The sequence below is a fragment of the Burkholderia sp. IDO3 genome, assembly GCF_003366075.1.
Classification (GTDB): Bacteria; Pseudomonadota; Gammaproteobacteria; order Burkholderiales; family Burkholderiaceae; genus Burkholderia; species Burkholderia anthina.
This window is the reverse complement of record NZ_CP028964.1, coordinates 775,787-795,862: the sequence shown is the minus strand read 5'-3', so window position 1 is coordinate 795,862 and position 20,076 is coordinate 775,787. Positions and strand designations below refer to the sequence as shown.

Annotated in this window: 18 protein-coding genes and 3 pseudogenes; 9 read left to right on the top strand and 12 right to left on the bottom strand. The window is 62.2% G+C overall.

Going from position 1 to position 20,076, the window contains the following annotated elements; translation table 11 throughout:
- The first annotated feature begins 6 nt into the window (after window positions 1-6).
- The 7 genes and pseudogenes from DCN14_RS35310 (at window position 7) to DCN14_RS35285 (ending at window position 5,562) form a co-directional block, all read left to right on the top strand.
- Window positions 7-567, top strand: coding sequence for a DUF1629 domain-containing protein (locus tag DCN14_RS35310; protein ID WP_096504718.1), 561 nt, complete (start codon window positions 7-9; stop codon window positions 565-567).
- A 40-nt stretch (window positions 568-607) separates the two neighbouring features.
- Window positions 608-1,420 (top strand): annotated as a pseudogene (locus DCN14_RS35305) (RHS repeat-associated core domain-containing protein); the annotation flags it as partial.
- On the top strand, window positions 1,420-2,046 hold the full coding sequence (locus DCN14_RS38225) for a hypothetical protein (protein ID WP_143331674.1): 627 nt from the start codon (window positions 1,420-1,422) through the stop codon (window positions 2,044-2,046). The pseudogene DCN14_RS35305 and the gene DCN14_RS38225, both read left to right, overlap by 1 nt.
- Window positions 2,047-2,348: 302 nt before the next feature.
- Window positions 2,349-2,759 (top strand): annotated as a pseudogene (locus DCN14_RS38510) (RHS repeat-associated core domain-containing protein); the annotation flags it as partial.
- A 405-nt stretch (window positions 2,760-3,164) separates the two neighbouring features.
- Window positions 3,165-3,593, top strand: a complete 429-nt coding sequence (locus DCN14_RS35295; RefSeq protein ID WP_096504712.1) for an NTF2 fold immunity protein — start codon at window positions 3,165-3,167, stop codon at window positions 3,591-3,593.
- A 164-nt stretch (window positions 3,594-3,757) separates the two neighbouring features.
- On the top strand, window positions 3,758-4,282 hold the full coding sequence (locus tag DCN14_RS35290; protein WP_162826284.1) for an SMI1/KNR4 family protein: 525 nt from the start codon (window positions 3,758-3,760) through the stop codon (window positions 4,280-4,282).
- 407 nt (window positions 4,283-4,689) lie between these two features.
- Window positions 4,690-5,562 carry a hypothetical protein gene (locus DCN14_RS35285; RefSeq protein WP_096504708.1) on the top strand — a complete coding sequence of 291 codons (873 nt, stop codon included), beginning with the start codon at window positions 4,690-4,692 and terminating at the stop codon, window positions 5,560-5,562.
- A 115-nt stretch (window positions 5,563-5,677) separates the two neighbouring features.
- On the opposite strand, the gene DCN14_RS35280 is transcribed toward DCN14_RS35285, so the two are convergent.
- From DCN14_RS35280 to DCN14_RS35265, 4 genes are all read right to left on the bottom strand, one after another.
- Window positions 5,678-7,066 (bottom strand): MFS transporter, encoded by a 1,389-nt coding sequence (locus DCN14_RS35280; protein WP_096504706.1) that lies wholly within the window; start codon window positions 7,064-7,066, stop codon window positions 5,678-5,680.
- A gap of 102 nt (window positions 7,067-7,168) precedes the next feature.
- A complete protein-coding gene (locus tag DCN14_RS35275) occupies window positions 7,169-8,347 on the bottom strand; it encodes a CaiB/BaiF CoA-transferase family protein (RefSeq protein WP_096504704.1) in 1,179 nt (392 codons plus the stop codon).
- 13 nt (window positions 8,348-8,360) lie between these two features.
- Window positions 8,361-9,518 carry an acyl-CoA dehydrogenase family protein gene (locus DCN14_RS35270; RefSeq protein ID WP_096504702.1) on the bottom strand — a complete coding sequence of 386 codons (1,158 nt, stop codon included), beginning with the start codon at window positions 9,516-9,518 and terminating at the stop codon, window positions 8,361-8,363.
- 30 nt (window positions 9,519-9,548) lie between these two features.
- On the bottom strand, window positions 9,549-10,394 hold the full coding sequence (locus DCN14_RS35265; protein ID WP_096504700.1) for a MaoC family dehydratase N-terminal domain-containing protein: 846 nt from the start codon (window positions 10,392-10,394) through the stop codon (window positions 9,549-9,551).
- Window positions 10,395-10,534: 140 nt separating this feature from the next.
- On the opposite strand from DCN14_RS35265, the gene DCN14_RS35260 reads away from it, so the two are divergent.
- Entirely contained in the window at window positions 10,535-11,485 is a 951-nt protein-coding gene (locus DCN14_RS35260; protein WP_096504698.1) for a LysR substrate-binding domain-containing protein, read from the top strand.
- Between the two features lie 93 nt (window positions 11,486-11,578).
- On the opposite strand, the gene DCN14_RS35255 is transcribed toward DCN14_RS35260, so the two are convergent.
- From DCN14_RS35255 to DCN14_RS35235, 4 genes are all read right to left on the bottom strand, one after another.
- Entirely contained in the window at window positions 11,579-12,313 is a 735-nt protein-coding gene (locus DCN14_RS35255) for an ABC transporter substrate-binding protein (RefSeq protein WP_096504696.1), read from the bottom strand.
- Between the two features lie 23 nt (window positions 12,314-12,336).
- Window positions 12,337-12,630 carry an antibiotic biosynthesis monooxygenase family protein gene (locus DCN14_RS35250; protein ID WP_096504694.1) on the bottom strand — a complete coding sequence of 98 codons (294 nt, stop codon included), beginning with the start codon at window positions 12,628-12,630 and terminating at the stop codon, window positions 12,337-12,339.
- A gap of 503 nt (window positions 12,631-13,133) precedes the next feature.
- A complete protein-coding gene (locus DCN14_RS35240; RefSeq protein WP_096504692.1) occupies window positions 13,134-13,337 on the bottom strand; it encodes a hypothetical protein in 204 nt (67 codons plus the stop codon).
- Complete coding sequence (locus DCN14_RS35235) at window positions 13,334-13,681, bottom strand: hypothetical protein (protein ID WP_239007699.1); 348 nt, start codon at window positions 13,679-13,681, stop codon at window positions 13,334-13,336. The genes DCN14_RS35240 and DCN14_RS35235 overlap by 4 nt, the downstream gene beginning before the upstream one ends.
- A 208-nt stretch (window positions 13,682-13,889) precedes the next feature.
- Here DCN14_RS35235 and DCN14_RS38915 point away from each other — a divergent pair.
- A pseudogene (locus tag DCN14_RS38915) lies at window positions 13,890-14,072 on the top strand (alpha/beta hydrolase); the annotation flags it as partial.
- A 39-nt stretch (window positions 14,073-14,111) separates the two neighbouring features.
- Here DCN14_RS38915 and DCN14_RS35230 read toward each other — a convergent pair.
- The 4 genes from DCN14_RS35230 to DCN14_RS35215 all read right to left on the bottom strand — a co-directional run bounded on the left by DCN14_RS35230 (window position 14,112) and on the right by DCN14_RS35215 (window position 20,040).
- Window positions 14,112-15,197: a PHB depolymerase family esterase gene (locus DCN14_RS35230; RefSeq protein ID WP_096504690.1), complete on the bottom strand. Its 1,086-nt coding sequence runs from the start codon at window positions 15,195-15,197 to the stop codon at window positions 14,112-14,114.
- A 242-nt stretch (window positions 15,198-15,439) separates the two neighbouring features.
- Window positions 15,440-16,336, bottom strand: coding sequence for an alpha/beta fold hydrolase (locus tag DCN14_RS35225; protein WP_096504832.1), 897 nt, complete (start codon window positions 16,334-16,336; stop codon window positions 15,440-15,442).
- Window positions 16,337-16,553: 217 nt separating this feature from the next.
- Window positions 16,554-17,864, bottom strand: a complete 1,311-nt coding sequence (locus DCN14_RS35220) for an NtaA/DmoA family FMN-dependent monooxygenase (RefSeq protein ID WP_096504688.1) — start codon at window positions 17,862-17,864, stop codon at window positions 16,554-16,556.
- A gap of 91 nt (window positions 17,865-17,955) precedes the next feature.
- Window positions 17,956-20,040 (bottom strand): TonB-dependent receptor, encoded by a 2,085-nt coding sequence (locus tag DCN14_RS35215; protein ID WP_096504686.1) that lies wholly within the window; start codon window positions 20,038-20,040, stop codon window positions 17,956-17,958.
- Between the last annotated feature and the right edge of the window lie 36 nt (window positions 20,041-20,076).

Below are 20,076 nucleotides of genomic sequence, written 5' to 3'. Positions count from 1 at the left end.
GGCTGTATGGATAATATTTATGGCATGAGACAGGATGAAGCATTTCAGCCGCTTGTTCAAGTCGATGATGATGGTGAAATCGCATATGACAAGAGCGTAGCTATACGAGCAACCGCTCTGTGCGGGCGAGGGTTTGGTCAGGATTACGACCCCGTTAAGCTTACGTGGGGTACTTCACGCAGAAAAAAGACTAGCGACGTTCATACGATGCTATCTCCGTTTATCGTGTTTAGTGAGAAGGCATTTGATGCATTGGCGCCGCTACTTCATGACAGTGGGGAGATATTGCAGGTCGAGGCTCCGATAAAAGGCATGCTCGGATTTCATGTAACCAGAGTGATAGAGAATGCTGTCGATATGGATGCATCAAAATTCAAAGTTTATCCTCAGGCGACGGTTTTTAATAAGATATGTCTTCTAGGGAGTCGTATCGAGGGGGTTGATGTATTTCGCCTAAATGAAAGCCCTGCAACTGTATTTGTTTCCGAGCGTTTTAGAGAATTGGTGGAGCGAAACAAGTTAAAAGGGTTCGATTTTGGAGAGGTTATTTCTCAATCTCATAAGTAGTATTCAGATCACGCTCGGTAACTGGTCAGAATATGGTGAGCCATACTCGCCAGCGGCCCGCGTCGATGCGGTGATCGCGGAGGCGTTGGCAGCGGCCGCGATCGATACGGCGAAGCGAGCGTCGCGGATCTACCACTTTCATGCGGATCTGGCGGGGGCGTCGCTAGATGTCACCGACGAGGCAGGCGAACTGACGTGGGCGGGGCAATACACTGCGTGGGGCAAGGTCGAGCCGAGCAGGCGGCAACTGACTGTGGCGCGTACGGATCAGCCACTGCGCTATGCAGGACAGTATGCCGATGACAGCACGGGTCTTCACTACAATACTTTCCGGTTCTATGATCCGGACGTGGGGCGGTTTATCAATCAGGATCCAATTGGGTTGTTGGGCGGCAACAATTTGTATGCCTACGCATCAAACCCATTGACCCGAATCGATCCGATGGGGTGGTGTTCGACGAAGCTCGGGGAAAATATGGGGGCTCGCCCGCATGACGGTATGGCGAACCACCACTTGACTCCTGAAGAGTTCATGAAGCATCCCGACTTCGCTGCTATGTTCAATCGGCTGCGCGGGATGGGATTCGACGGTGATGGTGCGTCTAATGGCATATTCCTGCCCGGTAGCTCCAAGCTTGCCCAAACGCTAGAGCTTCCTGGGCACTGGTCGAATCACGGGCAATACACTGCAGCAATTGAAACTGAGTTAACGAAACTTAACCAGCAATTCCTGGCTGACCGTCTTAGCGATACGCAACTTGCGTTCGGTATCGGGTGCATTCAAAATATGGCAAGAAAAGGTTTGAAATCCGGTAAATATGTGGTTGACGCAATAGCGGGAAGACTGCTCTGATGAATGCACGTTTTTACGTTGTTAAATATCGCGCCGGGGATGCGGGCTGCCCTCCATATCTGTCGGGGGAATTGAACCGTGATGAATGGGAATGGCCGATGTATGTGGCTGATCCTTTCGGTGTCGATGTGAAGCATGAATATGTTTTCACGTTATCTGATCCGTCTATTTCGATTGATTTTGATTTTTATGGGGCGCAAACGAATTACGTGTCACGAGAGTTTTTGACTGTATGTGAAAAGACGGGAGTTCGTTGTCGAGCAATCCCCATAAATATCGTTGCAAACAAAAGGTCCGCTGGTAAAAAAATATATTCTATATTTTTTCCTGCCGATCATGAATCTCTGCTCGACCGCCAAAAGTCAGACTATTCCGAGGACCGGGATCTGGAAACAAAAGAAGTTTCTGAGAATAAGTTGTTTCCAGGAATTCCGATGTATAGTTGGATCAAAAAATTCATCCCGTGCGACGATTGCTCTGGCAATCTTTTCAGATGCGAAGAGACAATGGAGCTAGTATGTAGCCAGGCTTTTAAAGCTGAGGTTGAGCGATGCGCATTGAAAGGCATTGATTTTTTGCCGATCGATGAAAATTATTCCTATGACCCGTGGGGTGAGGCGCCTTAGGCCGCTGTTTATCGTAGCTCCATGATTTGGATGTGGGGCGGTGCGTGAGTAACGTTTACGGTTTGAGACAGGATGACGCGTATCAGGCGCTGGTTCAGGTCGACGATAACGGTGAAATCGCAGATGACGCGAGCATTGCGATCCGAGCAGCCGCGCAATGCGGATAGAGGCTTGGGGGTGAATATTCTCCTCCAAGCCTTTCGTGGGATACGCCGCGTAGGAAAAAAGATAGTGATATTCCAGCGATGCTGCCTCCATTTATCGTATTTAGCTCAAAGCGCTGGACGGTCAGAGTATGGTGTCCGTACTCGCCGGCGGCCCGCATCGATGCGGTGATCGCGGAGGCTCTGGCGGCGGCCACGATTGATACGGCGAAGCGAGCTTCGCGGATCTACCACTTCCATACGGATTTGGCGGGGGCGCCGCTAGAGGTCACCGACGAGGCAGGCGAACTGGCGTGGGCGGGGCAATACACGGCGTGGGGTAAGGTCGAACCGAGCAGCCGGCAACTGACGGCCACGAGGACAGATCAGCCGCTGCGCTACGCTGGGCAGTATGCCGACGACAGCACTGGCCTCCACTACAACACGTTCCGATACTATGATCCGGATGTAGGGCGGTTCATCAACCAAGATCCGATCGGGTTGTTGGGTGGTGACAATCTATACGCGTATGCGCCAAATCCGACCGGGGGGATTGATCCGTGGGGATGGTGTGTTACACCTATAGTTTCCCGCGGGGCCGCCGGTCAGCCGCTGCGTGCGACAGCGACAATCACGGCTGCAGGCCTAGGCACCGGGACCACAACGTATGCGTCGTCTCGAGCGTGGGCGAGATTATTGGGGTATCCGACTGACGATGCAGGACACATTCCAGGAAAACTTCTCGGCGGGAGTGGTGGGAAAGACGGTGTCTTCCCTCAGTTGCCGGGCATCAACAGTGGGTTGTTCAGAGATTTCGAGGGACGGGTCGCAGCGTATGTGAATAGGGCTGGCTCGGCTGATGTGGACATCCAATTTGTCTACGGTAACGGTGGCACTCGCCCTACACAGATAATCTATGACGTATTCCAGTACGGGAAAAATTATGGGTGATATTTTAAATAATTAAAGGTGGAGATGATGGATGGTAATTTTGACCAAGCGCGAACGGCATTGAAATCATTCATGTTTGAAATGAATCATTGGGAAAAGAATTTTTATAAGAAAAAGCGCGGCGCGTTGGAAAATGGCAGCGATGTTTCTGAAATTGATGGCCACGCACGGAAAGATCTTCTCGTTATTTTAGAGAAGTGGACGTTCCAAGAAAAAACAAACCAAGGGCGTTTGATTGATTTGGGCTGTTCGGACCCGCCAACATACGACCCTGAAACTGACGTCGAAGAGCGCGTGGAATCCAGTGGTGGCGAGGTGGTTTTCACCATTCGCCAGACAGTGGGGATGCTGACGATATCCCGATTCACCATGAAGAGCAAGGCGGGTGAATGGAAGGTGAAGAAAAAGGAGTTCATTAATTTTAAAGATAAATGGCAGCGTTCAGTCCTGTAGCAACGTCGCTAGACCTTTTTATCTAGTCGAACCCTGTTAAGAGTAACGCATCTTCTGATGAGCGTGAGGATTGGATGTGAAGCTGCTTGTACAGGTTTCTGACACTTTAATCGCGTACGGTGTCGCAATAACGTAGAATCAACCGTCGTGTTGAGGATGGTAATGTGCCAGTTCTGTATGGAGTAAGGCCTGCGGAGCCATTTTTCGCTAAATTTGAATCGGAGATTGGGTTCGGTATTCCGGCGGAATATGCGAATTTTTTGAGGAGGTGGAATGGATTGTTTATTGGTGGATTAGATTATCTGGATCTCAATTTTTCGGGTGTCTATAATGGGATTATTTCTTTTGCCTCATTGTTTGGGTTCGATGCAAGTAACGATAATTTTGATCTAATCGAGCAAAATGAACGACTCAGGGGTGAGGTTGGATTCCTGAACGAGTTCTTCGTGATCGGCGATGATCCGGGGGGCAATTACTATGCTCTTGCGAAGTTCGATGACGTTCACAAGGTTCTTTATTGGGATAGAGCCCATCTGCATGCGGTCGACACTGCCAAGCCGGATTTTGCAGAAGTGGCCGAATGTGGCAACCTCTACTCTGTAGCAGATGGATTCTCGGTATTTCTGGATAAGATCGTCGCTGGAACAAAGCACATGCAGTTCATCCCTCTCGAAGACTGGCCCGGCTAAAAAGCCGAATGTCGCGGCTTCGGGGAGGTTGCGGATATGGGCGCGAGGCGTCGAGCGGTGGCCGGTTCCAAAGTGGTCATGCGAGGCTATGTTTTGAACCGAGGTTGATTGCGTCGTGTCGTACAGTCCGATTCGAACTTTCACGGATTGATTTGGCTGGGTCATGGTTTGAACAGGATGTATGAGAGCATCAAGCGGAGCAGCAACGTTGTCGGTCGATCAGCTGAAACGAATGCGCCAGGCGCTTCGCCCACATGGATTGAAGCGTCTGGAAACAGAATGGAAAGGTTGGCACGCGCAATATCGATTTCGATTTCATTTGTTCTCGAACAAAGGTTAGTATCGCGTAAGCCGGCCGGGCCGCTCGCCGCAGGCTGAAAGATATGTTGAACGGAAATACACCGGTTATGGCGATCAACAGGCACGAAAAGCGCAGAGAAGATTCATCGTCGACGCGACGATACCCCCGCGACAGCAAAGGCAGGGGACGCGACTTTTACGTACAAACAGCGCTGGCGCTCACCCTGGCGCTCATTGCAAACTGCACGTTTGCCGCGAGCGATACGAGCGACAAGGACCAGCAAGCCGCATTACTCGCCCTGATGGGCAAAACCCCGGCCCCCGCTGACAACGTCAAAGGCTCCGCGCTGGCGCAATGGACGCACGGGCCGTCGAATTCGGGCCCGTTATGGGTCACGGCCGCATTGGTACAACGCCCGAATGAAGACGTCGAAGCGGCGCTATGGACCGGCATCCTGACCCGCGACGCTCACGGCTTTCACCTGCTTGCCAGCGACCGAAGCGAGCGTGTCGATACGTCGCCGATGCTATGGAATGCCTCGCTGACTATGGATCTTGTCCCTTACCGAATCAGCGATCAGGAAACCGCGTTCGGCGTGCGCTTCGACAATAACTACACGTCAACCGCACATAGCGATACGACCGAGATGCTGAGCCTGTACCGCTATGCGGACGCTCGCGTGACGCCTGTCTTCACCGCGCTGACCGATTGGTCGACCTATGACAAGGACGGCGCCAGGGATTGCACCGAGAAGAAGGCAGGGAAGGGCAAGGACCCAAGCGATGCGCAGCAGGATGCGTGCGATGCAGACAACACGACGGCGGTTCACTACGCAGTGTCGTTCAGTCCGCGCAAGACGAACGGCCACTACGACCTCCTCGTGCGCCCCAAGGGCAACGCTGCGTTGGGCAAGTCCGCGCGCTTTACGTGGCGCGACGGAACTTATCAGCCGCGTCGATTCACGGGCGACTGGCACTGAAACCGGTGCAACGTCATGAGCGCCCGCAGCACGTTCTCGGGCAACCGGCATCCGACCGCGAACATTGAAAATTCATCGCGGGCGGTAAGCCGGCATACCGATACATCGTCCTCAATCAGCTTTGCGTAACCCCCGGGCTACCCACCGCCACCTCCGCGTCACTCGCCCCCGGCGCAACTTCCTCCAGCGCCTGCCGCCCCGTTTCAACCCGCAGCAACCCGATCGCGACACACAGCACGCCGAGTGTTGCACTGACCATCGCGATCACGCCGGACACCCCGAACGCCTGATAAAGCGCCAAGGCCAGCGCAGGCGTTCCGATCGACGACATCCGCCCGGCCATCCCCGCCACACCGGTGCCACGCAACCGCACCTCGGTCGGAAACAGCTCTGGAATATAGCCGAACAACCCGAGCGTCGTGATCGTATAGATCGCGCTGACGAGGCAGAACCCGACCAGAATGATCGCCGTCGTATCGCGCAACGACACGTACAGCCACCCGAGCGCGATACTGAGAATCGACGCAATGACGATCCCCCGCGCACGCCCGACCCGGTCTGCGATCAGATACCCGATCAACCCGCCGACCGGCGACCCGATCGACATCAGGAACACGAACCCGAGCGACCTGACGACCGACAGCCCCTGCGTGACGAAAAACGTCGGCAGCCACGCGATAAAACCGTAAAGCCCCACGTTGACGCCGATCGCGGTCAACGCGGCAACCGCTGTCCGCGCCCGCATCCCTTTCGAAAACAGCACCCCGAGCGGCACCTTCCCGACATGCAGATCGACGATGCGCCGCACCGGCGGCAGCGTGCCGACCTGCTTGCCGACCTCCCGCTCGATCGCGGCAAGCGTCGCCTCGGCCTCGTCGAGCCGACCGACAGATTCGAGCCAGCGCGGCGACTCCGGCATCCGCTTGCGCATGAACCAGACCACCAGCGCGCCGACACCCGCCAGCGCAAACATGTAGCGCCAGCCGAGGTAAGGAATGATCCAGTACCCGGCAGCCAGCGCAGCAAAGAGTCCGCTATTGGTGATGATCGCCAGCAACGACACCCACTTGCCACGCGTCTCGGGCGGCACGAATTCGGCCAGCGTGCCGGCCGCGACCACGAGCTCCGCGCCCAGACCAACGCCCATGACGAACCGCAACACGATCAACCACTCGATATCGGGCGCAAAGCACGCGGCGATCGACGCGAGCCCGAACACCGCGAGATTGAGCTGATACGAATACCGCCGCCCGAGCCGGTCGCCGACGTAACCGGCGACGAACGCCCCGATCATCATCCCGACGAACGTCGACGACACGAACATCGCGCCATGCCGCAGATCGGTGAACCCGTCCTTGACCATCGCGGCGACCGAGCCGTTGGCGAGATAGATGTCGAACGCGTCGAGGAACGCGCCACCGGCGATCAGTCCGAGTATCTTCCAGTGAAACCTTGAAATGGGCAGCCGGTCGAGCCGGCCGGCAGCATTGACGGTATTCGCCATGATGTCTCCAGTTGTGTGGCGCCCTCGCGTCTGTCGACCAGACGCGGAGCCGCTTCGATAGTTGGATGAGGAGCGCGCTGCGATCAGCGCGAAAGGGCCCGGTCAGACGGCGCCGGATGCATGCAACGTGCGAATCTGTTCGTCGGCATAGCCGAGCTCGCGCAGCACGGCATCGGTGTGCTGGCCGAGCGCCGGCACCGGATCCATGCGCGGCTCGTCGGCCGGCCCGACACCGGGCGGCAGCAGGGCAGGGATCTCGCCGGCGGGCGTGCCGACCTGCGTCCAGCGATGCCGCGCGGCGAGTTGTTCATGCGTCCAGACACCGTGCATGTCGTTCATCCGTGCGTTTGCGATGCCGGCCTGGTCGAGCCGATCGATCACGTCGGTAGCGCTCAGCGTCGAGAACGCGCGCAAGATGAGGGCCGTGAGCGCATCGCGATTCGCGACACGACGGCTGTTCGAGCCGAAACGCTCGTCCGCTGCCAGCTCCGGCATGCGGATCACGGTGTCGCAGAAATGCTTCCATTCGCGCTCGTTCTGCAGCCCGAGCATCACGGTGTTGCCGTCGCCGGCCTTGAACGGGCCATACGGAAAGATCGTCGCGTGCGACGCGCCTGCCTGCCGTGGCGGCGTCTGGCCGTCGATCGCGTAGTAAAGCGGATAGCTCATCCACTCGACCATGCTTTCGAGCATCGACACGTCGATGTGCCGCCCGCGCCCGGTGCGTCCGCGCTCGATCAGCGCGGCGAGGATGTTGGTGTACCCGTACATGCCGGCGGCGATATCGGCGATCGAGCAACCGGCCTTGGCCGGTTGTCCTTCCGAACCGGTAATGCTGAGGAATCCGGATTCACTCTGGATCAGCAGGTCGTACGCCTTCTTGTTGCGAAACGGCCCGTCGAGCCCATAGCCGGAAATGTCGCAGACGATCAGCCGCGGGTAGCGCTCGCGCAGCGTGTCGTAGTCGAGGCCGAGGCGCTGCGTCGCGCCGGGTGCGAGGTTCTGCACGAACACGTCGGCATCGGCGAGCAGCTTGTGCACGATCTCGAGCGCGGCGGCCTGCTTGACGTCGAGCGTGATGCTTTCCTTCGAGCGGTTGGTCCACACGAAGTGCGACGCGAGCCCCGACACGCGTTCGTCGTAGCCGCGCGCGAAATCGCCGACGCCCGGCCGCTCGATCTTGATCACGCGCGCGCCGAGATCCGCGAGCTGGCGCGTGCAGAACGGCGCGGCGATCGCATGCTCGAAGGTGACGACCTTGATTCCTTCCAGTGGGCGCATGCTCGTCACCCTGTCAGAACGAACGCGGCAGGCCGAGGATGTGCTCGGCGACATACGACAGGATCAGGTTCGTCGAGATCGGCGCGACCTGATACAGGCGCGTTTCGCGGAACTTGCGCTCGACGTCGTATTCGCACGCGAAACCGAAGCCGCCATGGAACTGCAGGCACGCATTCGCGGCTTCCCACGACGCATCGGCAGCGAGCAGCTTCGCCATGTTCGCCTGCGCGCCGCACGGCTCGTGCGCGTCGAACCGGCGCGCGGCCTCGAAGCGCATCAGGCTCGCGGCCTCGACGTTGATGAACGCGCGCGCGATCGGAAACTGCACGCCCTGGTTCTGGCCGATCGGGCGGCCGAACACGACGCGATCCTTCACGTACTGCGACACCTTGTCGACGAACCAGTAGCCGTCGCCGATGCATTCGGCGGCGATCAGCGTGCGCTCGGCGTTCAGCCCGTCGAGGATGTACTTGAAGCCCTGGCCCTCTTCGCCGATCAGGTTTTCGGCGGGGATCTCGAGGTTGTCGAAGAACAGCTCGTTGGTCTCGTGGTTGACCATGTTCGGGATCGGGCGAACCGTCATCCCGTTGCCGATCGCGTGATGCAGATCGACGATGAAGATCGACATCCCTTCGGACTTCTTCTTCACGTCCGACAGCGGCGTCGTGCGCGCGAGCAGGATCATCAGGTCGGAGTGCTGCACGCGCGAGATCCACACCTTCTGGCCGTTGATCACGTAGCGGTCGCCCTTGCGGACGGCGGTGGTCTTGATCTTCGTCGTATCGGTGCCGGTGGTCGGCTCGGTCACGCCCATCGACTGCAGGCGCAGCTCGCCGCTCGCGATCTTCGGCAGATAGCGCTGCTTCTGTTCGGCCGAACCGTGACGCAGCAGCGTGCCCATGTTGTACATCTGGCCGTGACATGCGCCGGAGTTGCCGCCCGCGCGGTTGATTTCCTCCATGATCACCGACGCTTCGGTGAGGCCGAGGCCGGAGCCGCCGTATTCCTGCGGAATCAGCGCGGCGAGCCAGCCGGCTTGGGTCAGCGCATCGACGAACGCTTCGGGATAGCCGCGCGCTTCGTCGATCTTGCGGAAATACTCCGCGGAAAACTGGCCGCACAGGTCGCGAACGGCTTCGCGAATGTCTTGATACGCGTCGGTAGGATTCATCTTTCGTGTCGGGGAAATCGTCGGAATGGGTCAGGCGAGGGTGGCGCGGGCGGTCATGGTCAGCCAGCCGTCGTGGTCCTTCGCCCAGAGATCAATGGTCTTGCCGTCGTCGGCGAGGCGGCCGCACACGCTGAACGCGTTGCCGAGGAAGGTCGGCCGCACGGCACGATACGCGTATTCGGCGACCGTCGCGCCCGGCAGCGAGCGCGTCACGAGATCGAGCAGCAGCGTCGAGATCAGCGGGCCGTGCACGACGAGGTCCGGATAGCCTTCGACGTCGCGCACGTAGGTGCGGTCGTAGTGGATGCGATGGCCGTTGAAGGTCAGCGCGGAATAGCGGAACAGCAGCACTTCGTCCGGCGCGATGTCGCGCTGCCATTGCGCGTCGCCGGGCGCGGCCTTCGGCGCGGGCTCGGCGGCGCCGGGCGCGGGGGCGCCGCGATAGACGATGTCGTGTTCCTCGCGGATCGCGACTTCACCGGCGGATTCGATCACGTGCTCGACGGTGACGAAGCCGAGCGTACCGGTGCGTCCTTCCTTGCGTTCGATCGACAGCACGCTCGACGTGCGCGTCGCGTGCTCGCCGATGAGCAGCGGGCGCTCGAACGTGAGCCGTCCGCCGGCCCACATGCGCCGCGGCAGCCCGAGATCGGGCAGGAAGCCGCCCTTGCGCGGATGGCCGTCGGGGCCGAGTTCGGACTGCTGCGCAATCGACCAGAAATACAGCCAGTGCCACGCGGGCAGCAGCGCGTCGCCGGTGGCGGGAACGATCGGATGATCGAGCGCGGCGGCGAACGCCACCGCACGTTCGGCACCGATCAGGTCGGTCTGGACCTGTTTGGCATCGTCGCTGGCATGCGACCCGGTTGCATTCATTGTCACCTCCATCTCCGGTCGGGACGGCTGATTCGATTTCGATTGAAGTGACTTTAGGTGAAGCGCGGACGCAGCGGAAATACCGTTTGAATGTACCGGTCATAGGGGTATCCTATGACTTTCGCGTCGACCGGCCCGCCATGGACATCCGCCAGCTCCGTTATTTCGTCAGCATCGTTGAATACGGGAGCCTCGGGAAAGCGGCCGAAAAACTGTTCGTCGCGCAGCCGTCGCTGAGCCAGCAGATCGCGAAGCTCGAAGGCGACATCGGCGTCACGCTGCTGGTGCGCAGCCCGCAGGGCGTGAAGCCGACGGCCGCCGGGCAGGCGCTCTACCGGCATGCGCGGCTCGTGCTCCGTCAGATGGAGCAGCTGCGTCAGGAAGTGCGCGAAGGCGCGGGCAGCGAGTCGGGCACGGTCGCGGTGGGCTTTCCGACGACGATGACGTCGATCCTTGCCGTGCCGCTGTTCGAACGCGTGCGGGCACGCTATCCGGGCATCCGCCTGCAGTACATCGAAAGCATGAGCGGTTTCATCAGCGAGCTGCTGGCGAACGGGCGGCTCGACCTCGCGATCCTGTTCCGCGAATCGAACACGACGGGCGTGACCGCGATGCCGCTGTTCGACGAAGTGCTGCATCTGCTTGGCGAGCCGGGCGGCGCGGTGTCGTCGCGCGGCCGGACCTGCAGCCTCGCGTCGCTCGCCGGCGTGCCGCTCGTCGCGCCGGGCGTGCAGAACGGGCTGCGCCTGCTGCTCGAGCGCACGTTCGCGCGCGAGGAGGTGCCGCTGAACATCATCGCGGATGTCGATTCGCTGCCGACGCTGATCTCGCTCGCGCAGTCGGGCCATGCGTGCACGATCCTGCCCGCGTCCGCGCTGGCGCTGCGCGAACCGTCGAACCGGCCGAAAATGCGCCGGATCGTCGATCCCGAGATTCGCCGGCCCGCCAGCCTGTGCTGGTCGAATACGTCACCCGTCAATTCCGCGACGCTCGCCGTGCGGCAGACGATCGTCGAGCTGATCGGCGAACTGTCCGCAAACGGCACGTGGACGGGCATCACGCTGCGCGCGAACGATGCCGCGCCGTCGTGATGCGGGGGATGAGGGGGTGGCCAGGCGACGGCGGGCCCGCGTCGGGCGGCGCCGGGGCGCGCGCCACGGCCGGCCCCGACGGCAATGCACCGATCAGCGCAGCGGCGCGACCGACGCACCCGTAATGCCATGCTGGCGCAGCGAGTCGGCCACGAAGCCCGACGCCTTCATCTCCTCGACGAACGCGCCGAGGAAAGCGGCGGCCGCTTCGCCACGGCTCTTCGGTACGCCCATCGCCTGGCGGATCACCATGAAGCGCTCGTCGAGCAGGCGCAGGCCCGGGGTTGTCGCGGCGTCGGCTTCGAGCTGCTGCTTCACCCCCGCCGCCACTTCCAGCTGCTGGTCGACGAAGGTCTGCACGACGGCCGGCGACGTCGGCGCGCGCACGATCTGCGCGGCTTTCAGTTCGCGCGTGAGGAACAGGTCGTACGCGCTGCCTTTGCCGACCGCCACGCGGTTGTGCGGCTGGTCGACGTCGGCGTTGCCGCGGATCGGCGAATCGTCGCGCACGAGATAGAAGCCTTCGATCAGCACGTACGGCTCGGTGAACGCCACCGTTTCGCCGCGCAACGGATCGACCGCGAAGAAGCCGAAGTCGGCGCGCTCTTCGGTCAGCGCCTGCACCGATTTGCCGGCGGCGTCGAACACCACGAGTGCGAGGTCGGCCGACAGGCGCTCGGCGAACGCACGCGCGAGATCGATCGATACGCCGAACGGTTCGCCCGTCGCCGGGTCGCGGTTCGCGAGGATCGGGTTGCCGAGATTGATCGACGCGCGCAGCTTGCCGGTCGGGGTGAATGCGGCGAGGACGGAAGGGTCGACGGTCATGAGGATTCCGTGGCGATTGCCGGTTATTGCACCGCGACTTCCGTATGCACGACTTGCGGCGGGCTCTTGAAGAACGGCCCGGCCAGTTGCCGCCACGTCTGGAAGTCTTCCGACTCCCGGAAATGCACCATGTGATCGTCGACGGTGTTCCACTTGACGACGAGCAGATACCCGCCGCTGCGCTCGATCACGCGATGCAGCTCGGCGCCGCCGCAGCCGCGCGCGCGGGCGAACAACGGAAGTGCCTGGCGAACCGCGGCCTCGAACGGCTCGGCCTGCGACGGATCGATTTCGAGCGATGCCATTTCCAGAATCATGAATGCTCCAATGCGGGTTGAATGCTGCGAACGGATCGTGATGCGACGCGCGCCGTGGCGGCGCATACGGCAACGATACCGGAAGTCGGCGGCGCGGGGGCGTTTCCGCGAGGCCAAACGCGACGCCACGCCTTCCCGATGAGTCGGCGACAAGGACAGCGCGGCGGGCACCGCGAGAATCGCCTGGATCCCGGTCGGCGCGTGTCGCTGCTGTCAGTCGTGCCTGATTGCGATGGTTTTAAGCGCGGTAAAGCGCGGCAATGCTTCAAACCCTCTATGCCGCCGGCTTCCGCGCGCTCGACGAGGGCCGAACCCGCGCATGCTGCTTCGCGTTGACGAGCGGCCCCATCTCCCGATTCATCGACGGTGGCCCCGACCGCAGCAAGGCAAATCACTGGTCCAGATGATCCCGCACGTGCTCGTAGATGCCGCGCCGGACGAGCAAGCGGCTACCGTGCCGTTCTGCATCGGCTGCCCGACCGACACGGAGGGCGCGCGCGAGGTTATCGTTTGCGCTGGCGCGGATCGATGCCGTTCTGTTTGAGTAGCTTGCGCAGGCGGGCGTTATCGCCCCACAGCGTAGCGAACGCGATCACCATCATCAGGGTGGGGAACCATTCTCCGGTTCCGGCGATGATGGCCCAAGCGACGGCGAAACAGATTACCGCCGTACCGATGAGAAGCAGGCGATCAGCAATCCATTTCATCGCGCACCCCGGATCGCCGTATTTGCCTTCAGCCCCAAATAGCTATGCGGACCGGGTGCCAGCACTTCGGGATGACGCAGGATTTGCGCCATGACGAACGGGTGAATGTACAGACCGTAGCGCGCACCCCATTGCGCAACGGCGAGCGACATGTTCGCGTTGCGTTTGCCGATGCCGCATGCCAATGTCGAGTCGGTTGCGACCATCAGGCTACCGACTATTGCGCCCAGGTAGGCACTCGCGAGAGTCGACCCGACGACGCCTGCCTTTTCCAGGATCGTGGTTGCGCCAAGCATTTCGCCAACCGTCGCGTCGGGGCCGAGGGCCTTTAGGGTGCCCGTCATCGTACTGACACTGGCTACCGACGTTTGCAATGTCGCAAAAAGGTAGTTGGAACAGGCATATGAAGCGCGGCCATATTGGCCTGAAACGCTTGCGAAAAGGTTGGGCAGGTCGGCGACGACATGGAGCGTTCTCGCGATTAAACGCGCAATTTTCGCACACCCGCCGCGCCACTGGACCTGACAACCCTGTTAGGTCGGCGTGCCTCAGCAAGCAGTGTACGAGCGCCAACCGTACTCGGGCCGGCGGCCGACCGAGGCGCGCGTGCCGGTTACGCACTGGGTGCCCCACGACCTACGTCGTCCGGCCCGCACTCAGCTTGCAGCGTTGGGATGCCGGAGGGAGGCAGGGGAGGCGATCGTCGGGCACATGCTTCCGGGCGTCGAAGGGCTGACGTCGAACGCCTCGACGTACCTCCGGCAGTTGAGCCTGTCACCGCTTGCGCCGCCGCCGCCGAAAGAAATTCCAGAACATCGCGGTCGCGTCCGGCCCGGTGGCCGAATGGAACGCTTCGCGCGGATCGCCGCCGCTCCATGCGTGCGCCAGCCGGCGAACGATGCAGACCCGCACGACCACCCGGCCGCCACGCAGATAGTCGGTGTATTCGGCGCCGTCATCCGCGTACGTGTGTTGCTCGCCGACGCGCAACTCGCCGTGTTCGTCGACGAGCCGATTGAGTCGCGCGAATGCCGCGCCGAGCTGCATCGCGTTCTGTTCGGCGACCACCGTATCGAGTCCGCCGTGCATGACGAGCGCGGGCATGCCCGGATACGCACGAACGTCGACGCATGTGTCGACCACCCGTACCGGATCGTCGCGCAGCCCGCGCCGCATCAGGCTCATCGCGGCCATGGTCGACAACGGCGGCGCGATGGCCGGGCCGGAGTGCAGGCCGACGGCCGCGAACAGGGCGGGACACTCGATCGCCAGCCGCGCGGCCAGCCCCGCGCCGGCTGACATCCCGGCCAGATACACACGGTCGCGATCGAACCCGCGCTCCCGCACGATCGCATCGATCAGCGATGCGATCGCCGGCGCTTCCGAATGCGCTGCATCGCCATGCCAGTTCCAGCAGCGATGCGAATGGGCGGTCTTCGCCTGTTCGGGAAACAGTACGGCAAACCCGGCGCGCTCCGCGATGCGGCAAATGCGCGTGCCGGCGGCGAACGACTCGGCGGTCTGCTTGCAGCCGTGCAGCATCACGACGACGGGCATGCCGACGGTCGTCGCCGGCGCGACGGGAAGATACAGCCCGTACGCGAGATGGTTGACGAAGCGGCCGGCAGCCGGGCGGGCGGAATGGAACGAGCGCAGCCACGTGCCGGGCGCCTGGTTCGGCGTTGTCCGTGCGGCGGGAGCCGGGCTCGTGCGGCGCGTCGCCGGTGTGCTCGCGGGGCGCCTGGTCGTTCGCTTGGCCGACGCGGCCGGTTTGGCAGGCTTCTTCCCGGGCCGCGTGCTCGTTGCGGCGGAAAGCAGATCGAAAGGCCGTAGCCAGAGACTGGATTTTTTCCTGGGCATGGACGAATCTCGTGCCGCCGGCTCGCGCCACGGGATGCGGCACAGCCGGCGGCGGGCGGTCGGCCGACGACATGCAACGGGACATCATTACGGCAACGGCGCGACTCGAGGCGGTCACGAGCATGCTAGCAGGCGTCGCCCGTGTCGCGTGCAACGGTTCCGTGACGGATCGATGAACGATTCGACCCTGCGGCGACCTGCGTCGAGCGCCCATGCCCGATCCGACCGCGGGTCTCGACGACCTAGTCAGTCGGAGCCCGGTCTGTTCCCAGTAACCGCACGATGCCCGGAATCAGCTCGGGATGCAGTGGGAGAGCAGGATGGCGATAGGTCGCCAGGGGGCTGCCGGGGACCTCCGTCTTCAGCACGTGGGTCGCGCCGAGAAGATCGATACGCATCGCCTGCGGCATGGCGCCGGCCAGGAGATCGGCGTCGCGGGGCCTGACCTGAACATCGGCATCGCCCTGAAGAATGAGCGCCTGCCCGCGCCAGCGTTTCGCGACGGCGACCGGGTCGTACGAGAACAGGTCGATCATGTAGCGCTGGAGTCCGTTCGAAAAGAACGGTTGCAGGGCCGGCGTCAAGGATGCCGGATCACGCTTGCGTCCCGCTTCCAGGTCCGCAACGATGGCTTCGACTTCCGGCATCAGCATGGCATTGGCCGGATCGGAGCGAAATTGCTCGACCAGGAGCTGACCGGTCGGTCGCCCGGAAGTCGCCATCAGGATCAATCCGCGCAGGTTTTGCGGCGGAGCCTGGGCGGCAACCAGCGCGACCAGGCCGCCCTCGGAATGACCCGCGATCCACACGCGCGGCGCCAGCTTCGACGCCCGCTCGACCCATTTTCGGGTGTCTTCGGCGTAGCCGCCGATGGTGATGTCGGCGGGATCGGAGATTGCCGCCGCGCTGCCGTAGAACCCCCGCTTGTCGATACGCAACGACGAGATGCCTGCCGCCTTCAACCCTTCGGCAAGAAGCTTGTAGGTGTCCGGCCGCCAACCCATCCCGGCCGAGTTGCCGTCCCGATCCGTCGGCCCGGACCCCGGAACGATCACGACGATATCCCGTGCATCGGCGGCCGTGATCAGCTCGCCGCCGAGGGGACCGTCCGGTCCGTCGATCCGGATGGGCTCGGCCATCGCCGAAGCCGGCGGGAGAAGGAGGAAACACAGCGACAACAGGGCAGAAAGACGCAATTGAAAGATCCGAGATCGAAATATCCAAACTTCTTCCGGGTGAGTGGATCCGGCCGGGGCGGGCGGCGTCGAGGCTCTCCGGGGAAGGCACGCGTCGCTCTTCTCGCCGGCCGGACCCGCCGGGGGCTGCATCGGGCGGAGCGCATGCGTCCCGGCAACCTTACCGTGACTCGTCCAGGTGCGCCATGAACGTGGTGCCGGCGTACCGGGAGCGGAACAAGCCGGCTTCCACCAGTCGCGGTATCAGTTGCTCGAGGACCCGATGAACGGATTCGACGGAGCCCCCCGGGGCGGCAAGAAAGCCGTCGATTGCGCCGGCGGCGCTCCATTGCGCGATCTGCTCGACGGCGTCGTCGACGGTGCCGACAACCTGCCAGTGAGCCGCGGAGAGAATTTCCGGCCGTTGCAGCAGGTCGTCGATCAAGAGCGACTCGCGCTCGATCAGGCGCCGCAGCAGGTTCGTATGCGTACGACTCGCGGGATGCTGCACCGGCGGCGGTAAGTCTGCGCCGGTGATGGGACGGTCCGCGGGCCAGTCACGGAGATCCAGGCCGAGCATGGCCTTGATCGACGCCAGTTTCTTGTATCGATCGACTCGGTCATGCGTTTCCCTGAACATCTCGCGGGCCTGTTCGCGGGTGTCGGCCAGATAGAGGCTCAGGCCGGGCAGCAGGCGCACGTCCCGGGCGCGGCGGCCATGACGTTCGGCCCGTTGCGACAAATCCCGGCGCAGGTCGAGCGCCGCGTCCAGATCAGGAGTGGGGGCGAATACGATATCCGCCACGCAAGCCGCGAAATCGCGTCCGGTGTCCGATGCGCCGGCTTGCACCAGCGGAATCCGGGGGCCGGCGAAGGCCGGCAGGTTCAGCGGCCCGCGCACTTTCAGATGAGGCCCGGCATGGTCGATGGGACGAACCAGCGACGCATCGGCATAGCGGCCGTTCGCGCGATCGATCTTCAACGCTTCGTTCGGAAAGCTGTCCCACAGCCGGCGCACCACCTGGGTGAACTCGGCGGCGCGCGCATAGCGCTCGTCGGCGCCGGGCATGGTTTCCAGTCCGAAGTTCTCGTGCCCCTGCAGCGCGGTGACGATGTTCCATCCGGCCCGGCCGTTGCTGATCCAGTGCAGCGACTGGAGCTGCCGCGCAACCGCGTAGGGCGGAAAAAAGGTGGTCGATATCGTCGAGACCAGCCCGATGTGCGAGGTCTCGCGCGCAAGCGAGGCCATCAGTACCGTGGGGTCGAGACTGGCGAACCCGGAGCCCGTCTCCAGGATGTCCATGGGGAGGAAGCTCACATCCGGGCGAAAGACGAAGTCGAGATGGGCTGCTTCCGCGCGCCGGGCCAGATCGACGGCGAAGTCGCTGGTGAACAGCCCCTCGATATTGCTGTCCGGCCGGCGCCATGCATCGCCGCTGAGCCAGGTGGGGGCGAGAGACAGGCCGATGTGGAGGGGTTTGCTGGTAGTCATACGGATCCGATTGCTTGGGTCATAAGGCTTGGGTCTTGGGGGCGGACGCCTCGCGGTGCGCACCGCCGGGCTTCGCGATCGTGCGGCCGACTCAGAACATGCCGCGCACGCCCACGCCGATCATGCGCGGCGAGGTCATGCTGGCTTCGATACCGCCGATTCCCCGGTTTTGCTGCAGGTAGGTCGGCGAGCGGACGTCGAAGACGTTCTTGACGTAGCCGTACAACTGCACGCGCTCGTTGAACGCGTAGCTCATCCGGGCATCGGTGATCGTGTGGGAGCCGACCGAATACGCGGGCGTGTTGGCGGTGTCGGAGTAGTAGCCGTCCAGATGGCGAACCTGGGCGGAGACATTGAGCTTCGGGTTGACGTCCCAGCTCATGCCGATGCTGAAGGTGTAACCGGGCGACCTCGCGAACCGGTTGTGCTCGTAGCCGGGGTTGCTGCTCATCTCGTCGATCCGGGTGCGCAGCACGCCGGCGCCTGCCTTGAGCGTGACGTTGTCGAGCACCCGATAGTCGGCGCCGAGTTCAAGGCCGTACGCATGGGCCTTCTCGGCGTTGATCGTGTAGGACTGGGCGACACCCGGAGAAATCACGACGGGAATGTTGTACTGCGCGTCCCGAAGATCCATGTAGAACAGGTTGGTGTTCAACACGAGCCTGTTGCCCAGCAGGCTCGCCCGGCTGAAAAGCTCGTAATTCCAGATCGATTCCTTCTTGAAATAGGCCCACTGCATGCTGGTGAGATTCAGCGACACGCCGCCCGGGTTGTAGCCGCGGCTGACCAGGGCGCCGACCGTCCAGCGCGGCGTCGCCGCATAGGCAAGCGATACCTTGGGCAGCAGCGCGGAGAAGGTTTCCGCGTAGTTCAGCGGGTGGGGAGCCAGTACCGATGTGCCGTTTCGCTGCACCTCGTCCTGCTGGTAGCGCAGGCCGGTGTTCAGGGTCCAGCGATCGGTCAGCCGGTAGTTCACCTCGCCGAACAGGCCGAGATTCCGCTTCGTGTCATCGAACGCGGACAACCCGCGCAGCAACAGGCTTTCGTCGGTGTCGGTGTGCGCGTAGTAGACGCCGCCGAATCCGCTCAGGCGATCCTTCTCGTTGCCGAGCACGACCCGGAATTCGTTGGAGAGGTTGTTCTGGCGGACATCCGCATCCCCTTCGCCACGTATGCCGGTATAGCGATTGACGGCCGAGTGCGAATACTGCGCCTGATTGACCAGCCGTACGCCATTTTCGAAGTCGTAGCTGAGATCGAGGATGCCGGTGTCGGTCTTCTGCTTCCAGCTGGGCATCGTGGTCGTCCAGTGCTCGAGGTCGCGGAAGGGGGCGGAGGCGGCCTCCTGCGACGGGCGGTTGGAGTCGTTGTGCGAATAGGTGAGCTTGGCCTCCAGGCCCGGAATACGGGTGGGCAGCCACAGAAACTTGAGGCGGGCATTCAGCGCGCGGAAATTCTGGTCGGCCTCGCCCCGCTGGAACCGCGGGTTGTCGTAGTCGATGAACGTGTCGCGCCCCGCGTAGTCCACCGCGAACCGCGCGGCGAGATCCTCCGTCAGCGGGCCGGATACGGCGAGCGACGCGCGTCGCTCGCGATAGTTGCCGATTTCGGCCTGGTAGGCCGCTTCGGGCTTGAAGGTCGGGTCCTTGGTGTTGACGACGATCGCGCCCGCGATCGCATTCGCGCCTTGCGAAGTCGTTTGCGGGCCGCGGAAGACTTCGATGCGTTCGACGTCCCAGACCGACGTGGCGCCGAAGTACATCTCGTTGTAGTTCAGGTAGTGGCCGTCGAGGTTGATGGTCGCGCGCGGCACCGTGCCGCCCCAGAACACGTTCTGGCCGTTGTTGGGCCCCTGGGCGTCCAGCCCGCGGATGACCGGCGCGCCGACCGTGTCGGTGTAGATCACGTTCGGCACGTCGTCGAGCACGTCCCGGACCGATGCATTGCCCGTCTCGTCGCGCCGGATTTCCTTGCCGGTCTTGACCGTGACGGAGGACGCGGTGTTCTTCAGGTCGCGCCTGATCTTTTCGCCGCTGACGACGATCGCGTCGAGCGCGACGGGTTCCGTGCCGACATTCGCGGGGTCTTGCGCATACGCGCCGGCGGGCGCCATCAGGGTCGAGAGCGCGACGGCGCTGGCGCGCGACGTGAGCTTGCGATGGGAATACGGCTTCACGGCACCTTCCTTAAACGAGAATGATTCGTATTAATC